This window comes from Brumimicrobium glaciale (genome assembly GCF_004152935.1).
In the GTDB taxonomy this organism is placed as follows: domain Bacteria; phylum Bacteroidota; class Bacteroidia; order Flavobacteriales_D; family Crocinitomicaceae; genus Brumimicrobium; species Brumimicrobium glaciale.
Genome location: NZ_SETE01000006.1, coordinates 164847 through 177193, shown reverse-complemented (window position 1 = coordinate 177193; position 12347 = coordinate 164847). Strand labels below are relative to the sequence as shown.

The window sequence follows — 12347 nt, the reverse complement described above, 5'->3', positions numbered from 1 at the left end:
GTTAATAAGAAAGTCCTTTTCTCAACAAAACACGACCCCTATAGACTAAAAGTAAAACAGGTTCAAATGAGAATGTAAATTCTATAACTAGTCTTTTATTTAAAGGTTAGAATTTAGAGATTTGACTTTTTGTCTTTTGTCTAACTTCTAAAATCTATTATTTGATACAAAGTATATTAGAACCTAACGCTAGTCGTACTAAAGCGCATATTTTCAACTATTTATGAGGCCAATAAATCTCCTTAAAAAAGAATAAACTATTTGATACTTGGGGAAAGAAAAATATATTCCTTATGTTTGAAGGAACACTAAAAACACACTTATGAAAAGAATTCAATTAATTGTTGCATTTATTGCGGCATCGAGTTTTGCTTTTTCACAAGCATTACAAAAAGCTCCGACTTTCGAAACAATCAAAAAAGCGGATAAATCAATTAACTCTAATAATAACAACGGAACTGCCAAAGCACTTGGTACTACGATATGGTCCAGTGATTTTTCAGCAGCTACTGAATGGACTATAGGAGGAAACGGCGCTCAGGGAGCATGGGTCTTAGGAACTACTGCATCAATGCCTTCGCCACAATATTACACGTTTATTCAGTCGACTACTGTAGCTAACGGAATTGCCTATTTTACAGGCATCCAATTCCTACTGACGGGAACTGTAACTTCGCAAAATGCATGGATTGAGATGACCAATAGCGTAAATTGTTCAAGCGACAATATTATTAGCTTCGAGTTTCAACAAGCTTATCGCGCATTCAATTCCGACATGACTTATGTTGAAGTAAGTTTAGATGATGGAGTAACTTGGGAACAGACAACGGATATTAATCAAAACATTGCAGCAAACTCATCTACAGCCGAAACCACTGTTATTCGAAACTTTACTGTTAACCAATCAACAACAGTAAAATTTAGATTTCGTTGGGAAAACACAAGCACAGCCACTACAGGCTCAGGTTATGCATGGCAAATTGATGATGTGAAAATCGCCGCTTTATCTGATCACGACATTGCAATTACTAAGCATATTTACGGATCTACTACTCTTGGCGAAACATTATATTACCATCAAATTCCTTTCAGCCAAACCACAGGAATTGAGTCTTCTGCAGTCTTAAAAAACAGAGGATCACAAGATCAAACCAATGTGGTTTTTACTGCAACAGAATCAGTAAATGGAATTTACATAGGCAGCACAGCTCCAGTTGGAATTTTAACCAATGGCGAAGATTCAGTGGCAGTTACAACTAATTTTACTCCCAGTACAATTGGCGATTATCAATTAGACTATTCCATTTCTTATAACAATACAGATGATTATCCTTTAAACAATACAGTAGAATCCTATAAGTTTTCCGTGGGAGAAGCAATTTATGCTAGAGATAGCTCAACCCAAACTGCTTTAGGAACTGTTTATGGACAAACGAGTGGAGCAACAATGACACCGCTCAATGGAATGGAAGCAGGAAACGCGTTCATAATGAACCAAAATGCAAATTTAACCGCAATAGATTTTCAATTTGGAAACACTATTAATCCTGGATCTTTGGTTTATGGACAATTATATGACGATAACCTTACAGTGATTCCGAATAGTGAAACAGCACCTTACACTATGGCAATTGGAGATGAAGGAACACATAAAACCTTAAAATTTGACAGTGCTGTAAATTTAATTGCTGGCGAAACTTATGTCGTTGTAGTAAAAAGCACAAGTTCAGATTTTTCTCTAGCCACAGCGGGTAAAAGTGCTCCACAAACCTCTTTCATCTACTACCTTTCTGATGCTACATGGTATTACACAACGGCTACACCAGTAGTTAGAATGAATTTTGCTCCAGCGACACTTTCATCTGAAACTTCAATTTCAGGATTCGATCAGTTATTAGGAGCGCCTTCTCCAGCAGATTCATTTAACCTTGAAGGGTTTAACTTAACAGGAGACATTACTGTAACAGCACCAACCAATTTTGAGGTTTCAACTACATTAGCTGGACCATACTCCTCCTCTTTAACAATCGCAAATATTAATGGAACTGCCGCTACAACAAAAGTCTATATCCGTTTGAACGGCCCAATTATCAATTTGGCTCAAGCCGGTGATATTGTAATTTCTTCTGCAGGAGCAATAGATAAATTGATTTCACTTCAAGGACAGACTTATGATTATTTAGTCTCTTCCATTGGATCTGTAACGAATACTAATGCAAATGGAGAAGGAACATCAGTTGGTGACTTTGTTAGTTTAACAGGTGTTCTTCATTGCGGAAACTTTAGCAATAGTGGTTACGATCTTACTTTGATAGACAGCAACAACGATGGAATCAGCGTTTATAACATTACAGACTTAAATGGTTATGTGCCTCTGGAAGGTGATGAAATAAACGTTGAAGGTCAAATTGAACAATACTACGGATTATTGCAGATTGTACCGAGCACGATAACTGTTCTATCTCAAGGAGCAGCTCTGCAAACACCAACAATAGTGAACAACATAAATGAAGTAACTGAAAGTCAGTTTATAGAATTACAAGGATTAAACCTTATAAACGGAGAAGCAAATTGGCCAAACAATGGAAATGTTGAAGTAACGAATGGGACATCCACATTCCGGGTTAGAATAACAGCGACTTCACCGCTAGCAGGAACAGCGACTCCGGTAGGAGCATTTTACTTAACGGGTATTGGGAAACAATTTGACAGTAGCTCTCCATATTATTCAGGATATCAAATATTCCCTTGTGGTGTTGGGCCATTTTGTAACACAGATGTATCAGTTACAGTATCTGGTCAAACCATTACTGCAAACGCTTCGGGATTAAGCTACCAATGGATCGACTGTGCTGACAGCACAGAGATTGCTGGTGAGACAGACCAAGTATTCAGTGGATTTGGAATAGATGGAAGTTACGCTGTAATTATAACTGACGGAGCTTGTGTTGATACTTCTGCTTGTAATTTTGTTGTGGGAGTTGGACTTAATGAAAATGAATTCTCAGGAGTTTCAGTTTATCCTAACCCAGTTCAAAATGTTTTAAAAATAACGAATGAAAATGGCCTACTTGAATCTGTTGAATTAGTAACTGCGGCTGGAAGAATAGTCTACACTTCTAAAATCTCTTCAACTGAGTTCGAAATAAATGTTGCGCACATTAGCAGCGGTATTTACTTTGTAAATGTAAGATCTGCGAATAGCACCAAGACATTTAAAGTGATAAAATAACTGGTATAAAAGTGATTTAAAATACATAAAGCTGTCTCGAAATGAGACAGCTTTATTTGTTATATTTATTTTTAGATTTCAAAAGATATCTTGCTATATAGACAGTTACCTTTTTCGACAAAACAATAGATAAGCAATAATAAAAAGTCAATTCAACAATAAAAAAATCTATACTTTACTAGAGATGAGTAAAATATTCCTTAAGTTTGAACGAACACTAAAAACACACTTATGAAAAGAATTCAATTAATTGTTGCATTTGTTGCGGCATCGAGTTTTGCTTTTTCACAAGCATTACAAAAAGCTCCGACTTTCGAAACAATCAAAAAAGCGGATAAATTAACCACTTCAAACATCAATACCCCAAAAGCTTTAGGTACTTCGATATGGTCGAGTGATTTTTCTACAGCAACTGATTGGACATTTGGTGGAAATGGAAGTCAAGGAGCTTGGCAAATTGGTGTAGAAGCTGATTTTCAAAACCCTACTTTTTTCTCAACAATTACTTCTACAACAGTAACAAATGGTTTTGCCTTCTTCGAAGGAATTGGTTACCTACTTGCTAACTCTGTTAGTCCACAAAATTCATGGATAACAATGACCAACAGTATCAACTGCTCATCGGAAAGTATTGTTACGCTTAAATTCGAACAAGCATACCGTGCATTTAATTATGACAAAACATATGTAGAAGTTAGTTTAGATGGCGGAACGACTTGGCAACAAACTATAGATATTAATCCAACAATTCCTGCCAATACAAGTGCAACAGAAATGATTGTTACAAGAAACTTCAATGTTAATCAATCTCCTACTGTAAAATTCAGATTTCGTTGGGAAAGCAGCAACCCAAGCAATACAGCTGGTTCAGGATATGCTTGGCAAGTTGATGATGTAAATGTTACCACATTGTCTGATCATGACATCTCGGTTTCAAACTATCTTTATGGAACGACAACACTTGGAGATATACTTTATTATCACCAGATTCCGTTGTCACAAGTTGCACCAATCGAAGCTTCTGCAGCACTAAACAACATTGGTTCACAAGATCAATTAAATGTAGTATTTACGGCAGCAGAATCAATAAACGGTACATATACGGGAACTTCAACTCCAGCAACAATTGTTTCAGGTGCTAGTGATTCAGTTGTGGTTTCAACTACCTTTTCACCTGGTTCTATTGGCGATTATCAGATGAATTATTCTATTTCCTACAATAATATAGATGACAATCCATCGAACAACATTTTAGAACCTTATAAATTCTCTGTGGGTACATCAATATTTGCTAGAGATAGTTCAACCGTAGCAGAAACTGGTACCGTTTATAGCGAAACATCAGGTTCTACACAAACTCCAGCATCTGCAATTCAGATTGGAAACATATTTATTCCAAATGCAAATGCAGGTATAACTGGTGTTGACTTTCAATTTGGTAGTTTAATCACACCAGGTAGCTTGGTTTTCGGAGAAATTCTTGATGATAATTTAGACCCAGTCATCAATGGCGAAACTCTTCCTTATACAGTAGCTGTAGGAGATGAAGGTACTTATCAAACTTTAGTATTCAGTTCTCCAATAAATCTTATTGCAGGAGAAACATATATTATTTCAGTGAAGAGTTTTGAATCAGATTTTTCCGTTGCGACTGCCGGAAAAAGTGCACCTCAAACATCATTTATTTATTATACGAGTGACGCGACATGGTATTATACAACTTCGACTCCTGTTGTACGTATGAATTTTGGTTCAATTATAAGCTCATCAAAATCAGCAATTAGTGGATTAATTCACATTATTGGAACACCTTCCACTGCTGATTCATTAAATATAACGGGTACAAACCTTACCAGTGACATCACGGTAACTGCACCTGCAAACTTTGAAATTTCAAATACATTAGCTGGTCCTTACATGTCGAATTTAACTTTAACACAAACTGGTGGCTCAGTTGCTTCGACAAAGGTTTATGTTCGATTAAACGGACCAATTGCAAATCTTAATCAAGCTGGAAACCTTGTGATATCGACAACAGGTTCTAACGATAAATTGGTTGCACTTTCTGGTAAAACATATCCAGAATGTAATATTGACGTATCTGTAACTGCAAATGGAGTGGTCATTACAGCAAATGCTGCTGGTTTAAGTTACCAATGGATGGATTGTAGCTCGAATACAAATATTATTGGCGAGACAAACGCTTCATTCACCGCAACAGTGAATGGAGATTATGCAGTAATCATTACTGATGGCCCATGCATTGACACTTCTGCTTGTACATCGGTAACTAGTGTTGGACTTGATGAAAATGATTTCAATGGAGTATCTGTATATCCAAACCCAGTAAATGATGTTTTAAAAATATCAAATGAGAATGGATTGCTTGTATCTGTAGAATTAGTTACTGCAACAGGTAAAATAGTATATTCTTCAAAAATCACATCAAGTGAATTTGCAATTAATGTTTCAGATCTGAGCAGTGGTGTTTACTTTGTAAATGTCCAATCTGCCAATAGTGTAAAGACATTTAAAGTATTGAAGTAAAAGAATAAGTTGTATTAAGAATGAAATGCTGTCTCGTGATGAGACAGCATTTTTTTTATGATTGATATTTTGAGTTTAACTCTAATTCATCAAATAAAGAGATCCTTCGCAAAACACAAAAATAATTTTTTATGTTTTCGCTTCAGGATGACAATGATTAATTTGGTCAGGGGCAAAAAGATTGTTTTATTAAGCTAAGTCGTAATTCTTAGCCAGGGTTTAAAATTCAACAAAATATAAATATCTATGAAAAAAGGCTTCAAAACAGATTCCACGTCGCGGTGTCTAGGAAGGCAGTTGGAGTGAAACGATTGAGAATCTATTTTTTTGATTACTCCTTATTGTAGATGTTGACTCTAAGGAAACGAAGTCACTTTTTAAACCAGTAAAAAGGGATTCCTCAATGCTGTGCATTGTCGGAATGACAATTAGTTGAGTCGTTTTTTGGTAGAAAGATGCAAAAGCTTCGCTTTTGCATCTTTCTACCACCCCAACAAACCTACATTGTCATTCCGGATGGAGTAAAACGACTGAGAATCTCCTTTTTCACTACTCCTTATTGTAGATGTTGACTCTGAGAAAACGAGGTCGCTTTTAAACCAGTAAAAAGGGATTGACCTCCCTTACATAGCGAAATGACAATTAAAATGAAGCCACATTTACTTAACCAACAATTTCTTAACTATTCTAAGATTACTATTTACAATAATTACTTCGATAAAATACATCCCAGATTCTGGATAAAGTAATTGAACATTAAGTTTAGATTCATTTATATTATGTCCTGAATTAATCATTCTACCCAACGGGTCTAGCACACGATAATTATAAGTTTGTCCATTGAGATTTGATAGTTCTAGCGCAAACTCTCCTTTTGATGGATTCGGATAAATAATTAACTCAACAGGAGTTTGCATAATTTCATTTGATAAATCAAGAGAAGCTGTATCTCCAGGTCTAAAACTCCACAATCCTCCCACTTCATTTCCGACAAATAGGTCATAAGAATCATCATCTCTCATATTTGCTATGAATGGTGCTGAAAAACTTTTTGTATTAATTCCTGCGTAATTGTCAGAGATCAATTGAAAAGAAAATCCAGGTGCTAAAAATCCGTCAATACGCGAATAAAGTGAAATATTACCTGAGCGAGAACCCGTAAATAAATAGGTAATTCCGTTTTCTCGAACAAAACGAGGAACTCCTATAGTTTGCTGGTAGCTGACAGTAGAAAGGTCTACCATTCCTAAATCAGGATTTGATAATTCAAAAGAATAATTATTCGCTGTGCCAATGTTTCTGTAATACAAAAGCGGCCCATTTCCTTGTCCAATAATTAAATCTGTTAATCCATCATTATCCAAATCAAACAACTCAGGAGTAGAATAATTTGGAACAGTAATAAAATTGCCATTATTATCCTTTAATTGAACCTGAGGAATACTAAAAGCCATAGCTCCTGTACCTCCACTATTTTCATAAAAGTAAAGTTTACCATTGCTCAATCCAACAATCATATCTTGATCATTATCTCCATCTAAATCTGCAAAAGAGGGACTCACTCTACCAGAGAAACCGCTATTTTGAAAATTCTCCCAATTTTCATTCATCAATTTGAATTCTGGTTGTTGAGGCGAGCCAATATTTTCATAATAATTCATGCGAGAGGAATTACCTTGTGTAGCATGGAAATTATAGTGATTGGCTACCAATAAGTCCTTTAATCCATCATTGTTCACATCAACAATTACAGGAATAGATCCTTTACCATTGTCAATCATTTCGTTTTGTAGAAAATCTTCTTCAACGAATTGGAAATCTGGATGATCATTCGCTCCTTTATTTTTGTAAAGCCAAACGCCTTTTGTGTTTTCGGAACCGCCCTTTGATGTGGTAGAAACAATTAAATCCTTGATTCCATCATTGTCTACATCTTCGTAATAAGCAGTTAAAAAATTAGATAAATTGACTGGAACATCAGTACTCGGATAAGTGTCGTCAAAACTCACCATTAACGCATTATCATTTGGAGTAGTTCCACCATTTACCAACATTGTTAGGTTATTGTAAGAAACATCCCCAATGATGAGGTCTTTTAATCCAGAACCATTTATATCCAGGGCCAAGATTGAACCTCCAGAATGACGAGGACCACCTTCTTCAATCACCTTAAAAGATGTTCCACATGGAGCAAAAGTACTATTTAGGTCAATTGTATTTCCTGATGGGTCTTCCATAAAATCTCCCCAACATGCTTGTTCTAATTCAAAAATTAAAGAATCAGAATGACCATAAGTTTCCATAGATAAGTTTTTATGCCATTCGACTCTAGAAATATAGGAATGAAAAGTAAGCACATCGATATCTCCGTCACCATCGATGTCTACAAAAGCTGGAATTTCATTAGAAGCAGAATATAAATTCACCAATGCACCATTGGTGACTGTCATAATTGGATCTTGATATAAATCCCATGACAAACCGTTGCTTGCATCGCCGGTATTTTTATATACTTTTATTCCACCGACACCATAGGTGAATAAATCTTTTTTGCCATCTCCATTAAAATCGACCAATTTCATTCTGTATCTTACATCAGCAGGAAAAAGTTTACTTTTATCATGCATATAATTATAAACAATCAATCCGTTGACTAATGATTTTTCGTAGACGAAGATCATTCCGTTTTCTGGTTCAAAAGACACGAGTTCTTCCTTCCCATCAAAATCAATATCCATTGTTGAAAATTGTGGATGACTCATACCGCCAGACCATGCCATAGAAATGGTGTCATTGTTTTTCACAACTAAAATAGAGTCGTTATAGACAAAATCAAATTGTGCTCTCAAGGTTGGCAAACCAATTAATAAAAAGACTCCCAACAGAACTAATGTGAAGCGATTATTATTCATATTCATTATTTTACTTTTCTATTTTATAACTAAACAACCAAACTTCATCCTGCGTTTGGCTACGGTATTTTTTTAGATTTAGATAAGCTTCTTGTTTGTTGGTTGAATATTTTATAATGGCATAACTGTAAGCGTTCTTTTCATTATTTACCTGATAAGCATCAGGAAATAATGGTTTTACTTTTTTAATTTTCTTTTCAACATTGTCTTGAATAGCAAAAACACCAACCACAACATAATATCCAGCAGGTGATTCAGACCCGTCCATTTCAATAAAGAAACGATCTTCCGTGCCCTTGAAATCATCAGAAGTCAACATTTCTTGCTCAATCGCCATACTATCTTCGAATTTTGCATCTTTTCTATTTGACAAAAGCGCTCTCAAACGTTTTTTGTAATTCTCTTCATTACTTTTTAGCTCTTCTTCCTGAAGATCAATCTTGTGTTTTAGCTTTTCATTTTCTTTTTGCAAGTCGATATTTGCTTTCTCAGCTCGAATCATTTTTTCGTTACTTACTCCACTTTTAAAAGTATAACCCAATAGAAATTCATGATTTGTTCCAGCGTAATTATTCCTAAGCGAACCCACTACTAATTCATAACTATATCCTACATGAAAGTTCTTTTTCACATGTATTCCGAGATTAAATTGCACAGCGTAATCCGATTTATAGGTAGTTGAAAACCAGCCTACATTTTCATACTCGAATTGTGCAGTAATGTCATATTGAATTGGAGCTCCATTGGTGTATTGCATTTTTAAATAAGGAACCAACTTCACTTTTGGGATGTTTTTAAGAATCACATCATAAGAAGCGGTTACCATTAATTGCCTAGACAAAGAATAATATCCTCTGGTATTTTGTCTGTTAAATCTTACTTTCTGACCAATAAGTTGGGGAATTGAAAGTCCAAGTTTCAACTTATCAAAAGCATAAGCGATTCCGAAATTAAAATCGTAAGTTGGTTTAAATCTTTTCATTCCCACGAGAAATGGATCATCTTCATGCATGATATTTAATTCACCCAAATTAATTTTATTATCTAAAACTCCACCCGCTAATCCAAAACTAAGTTTCTGATTTTCATTCAATTTTAAATGATAAGAATAACTTAATTGAGCACTCAATTGGTCATAAACTCCAATAGATTGCTGACCGATAAATAATCCAAATCCAGAATTGGGAATAAATGACATTCCTTCTAAAGACAAAGCATTGTTGACAGCTCCTGAACCGTGTCCCATGTATCTTTGTCCTCTTGTTAAATACGCATTAACATCTCCAGATTCACCGGCATAAGCAGGATTGTAAACAACAGGATTTATAATTGAATGATTATAGAATGGAAGCTGTTGTGCATCAACTATAATAGTAGATACCAAACTCAACATTAAGAAAAGCGTGCTTAATTTAGTCATTTCCTAAAATTGTTAAGTCTCCTTTAATCACCTCATCTTTTATCTTCACAAAGTAAAAGTAAGTTCCATCTGGTAATCTCTTTCCTTTATATTCACCATTCCAATTGTTTTTATAATCCTTATTGACATAAACTTGTTGACCATAAAGATTGTAAACTTCAACTTCTGTATTTGTATAAAAAGAAATCCCTTTAATAAACCAAAAATCATTAAACCCATCATTATTTGGTGTCAAAAGATTAGTTATTTCAATAGCTGGAATTGGATCATTTACGATAACACTCATTTGATCAGCAGCAAAACATCCGTTATTACCAATCACAAATAAAGAATACTCTGTTGTTTTCAATGGATTTGCTAGTGGGTCATAAATTATTGAATCATTCAAAGTTGTACCGGGTTCCCAAATTCCAAATTGACCGCCACTTCCATTTAATTGTGCAGATTCTCCCGAAGTAATTTCAACATCAATTCCTGCATCTGCTATCGGAAGAGACAATAGTTCTACAAAAATGGAATTAGAAGTATCACTGGGACAAATATCATTTTTAACTATCACACGGTAATGACCAGATGCACTTAATGAGTTAATAAAATAAGTGCTATCCGTATTGTTAATGTTTGACCAGTTCGTAAAGTCTGGAGAACTTTGCCAAGAAACAATTGCACCGTTTATATTGATTTGAGATAGTGTTAATTCTTCTCCTTCACAAATGGAAGTATCCGCAAATAAACTTCCAGCATTTGAAACATCAATTACGGTTATTTCTGCTGTGTCAGAATAAATATTTGGACAAGCTCCACCATTTATTAAGGCCCTATATAAAATTGATTGTGATAAATTCGTATAATTCAAAACGGTGTTCGTTGATGGAAATATTATCCAGTTTTGTCCTTGATCGATTGATGAACTCCATTCTATAACTCCACCTGAATTACCATTTAATGCGATTACTCCATTCGCTGCTGAAGCACAAACTGAATCTGTGCCAGCAACTGAGCCACCAAACGGATTGTCTTGCACATCAACAATTATACTATTGGAGAGTTCGGCTGGACAAATACCGTTTTTCACCGATACTCTATAATGAGTTGGGTTAGTTAAAACACCTGTGTTGTATGAAAAAACTGGATTACTTTGTAAAATAGTCGTCCATGTTATTCCATCAGCAGACTTCTCCCATTGACTTACATCACCAATCGAAGTTCCTAAAGTTAAATCTACCACCTCATCTTGACAAATCAAAGTGTCTGTTTCCAGAATACCCGCATTCGTTTCTTCAACGATGTGTACTACAAAAGTATCGGAGTAAACATTTGGACAAATTCCATCCTCAATAATTGCTCGAAACCAAGTTGTTCCGCTTAAATTTGAAAAGCTTTCAAGGGTAGAATTATTTCCACTTGTCGTCCAAGTATTACCGTTATCGGTACTGTTTTCCCAATCCAATATCGATCCCGAAGCTCCAGAAAGTGCTACAACACCAGTTGGATTACTCGCACAAAGTGAATCTTGACCGTACAATGTTCCTAAAAACGGCAAGGGTTGAACCGTAATTGTTGCTGCGCTTGATGTATCATTTGGACAAAATCCACCATCTATTGCGACAGCGAATTTTGTATCAGTTATTAAATTATTAAATGTGTGATTTGAAGTTGAATTCGTAATTTGATTCCATGAAGCTCCATTGTTTTCAGAGAACACCCAATTGCTAATACTTCCATTTTGTGAATTAATAAAGTTGAGCGTATTCGAATTATTTCCATGGCAAACTAATTCGTCATTCACTACTTGGCCAGGAACAACAGTACAATCATTTTGAACTGACCAAACCAATGTATCGTTAATAAGATTAATATCTGCAGCATATTCTATCCAAGTCTTCAAGGTATATGCACCACAATTAGATAAATTTGCTTTTGCATTGAATGTAAAATTCCAAGTTGCTCCTCCAGATAAATTTGTTGTTAAAACCTCAGCAATTGGAATACTTCCATTTACCGTATATTTAACTGTAATACTTCCTGAAGGAATTACAAGTGACGAATTATTCAGAATGATGAGTTTAACATCTTCCGTAGCGGTAAGATTACAGCCATTTAAAGGACTAGTTCCAGTCGTTATAGCGGCATCTTGTGCAAAACCACTCTGAAATAAGAGAAGCGCAAAGAGTATTATATAGTAGCATTTTTGCATCATAAATTCTATCAATAAATCCTATCATTCATGCTCAGT

5 protein-coding genes are annotated in these 12347 nt (G+C 35.1%); 2 read left to right on the top strand and 3 right to left on the bottom strand.

Going from position 1 to position 12347, the window contains the following annotated elements; all coding sequences use genetic code 11:
- Nucleotides 1-322 precede the first annotated feature (322 nt).
- Complete coding sequence (locus tag ERX46_RS14175) at nucleotides 323-3232, top strand: T9SS type A sorting domain-containing protein (RefSeq protein WP_130094530.1); 2910 nt, start codon at nucleotides 323-325, stop codon at nucleotides 3230-3232.
- A 231-nt stretch (nucleotides 3233-3463) separates the two neighbouring features.
- Nucleotides 3464-5779 (top strand): T9SS type A sorting domain-containing protein, encoded by a 2316-nt coding sequence (locus ERX46_RS14170; RefSeq protein ID WP_130094529.1) that lies wholly within the window; start codon nucleotides 3464-3466, stop codon nucleotides 5777-5779.
- A 659-nt stretch (nucleotides 5780-6438) separates the two neighbouring features.
- On the opposite strand, the gene ERX46_RS14165 is transcribed toward ERX46_RS14170, so the two are convergent.
- From ERX46_RS14165 to ERX46_RS14155, 3 genes are read right to left on the bottom strand one after another with little or no spacing between them, the layout of a single operon-like run.
- Complete coding sequence (locus ERX46_RS14165) at nucleotides 6439-8691, bottom strand: T9SS type A sorting domain-containing protein (RefSeq protein ID WP_165366241.1); 2253 nt, start codon at nucleotides 8689-8691, stop codon at nucleotides 6439-6441.
- A 10-nt stretch (nucleotides 8692-8701) separates the two neighbouring features.
- Nucleotides 8702-10111: a PorP/SprF family type IX secretion system membrane protein gene (locus tag ERX46_RS14160; protein WP_130094527.1), complete on the bottom strand. Its 1410-nt coding sequence runs from the start codon at nucleotides 10109-10111 to the stop codon at nucleotides 8702-8704.
- Nucleotides 10104-12311, bottom strand: a complete 2208-nt coding sequence (locus ERX46_RS14155; RefSeq protein ID WP_130094526.1) for a gliding motility-associated C-terminal domain-containing protein — start codon at nucleotides 12309-12311, stop codon at nucleotides 10104-10106. The genes ERX46_RS14160 and ERX46_RS14155 overlap by 8 nt, the downstream gene beginning before the upstream one ends.
- Nucleotides 12312-12347: the final 36 nt, after the last annotated feature.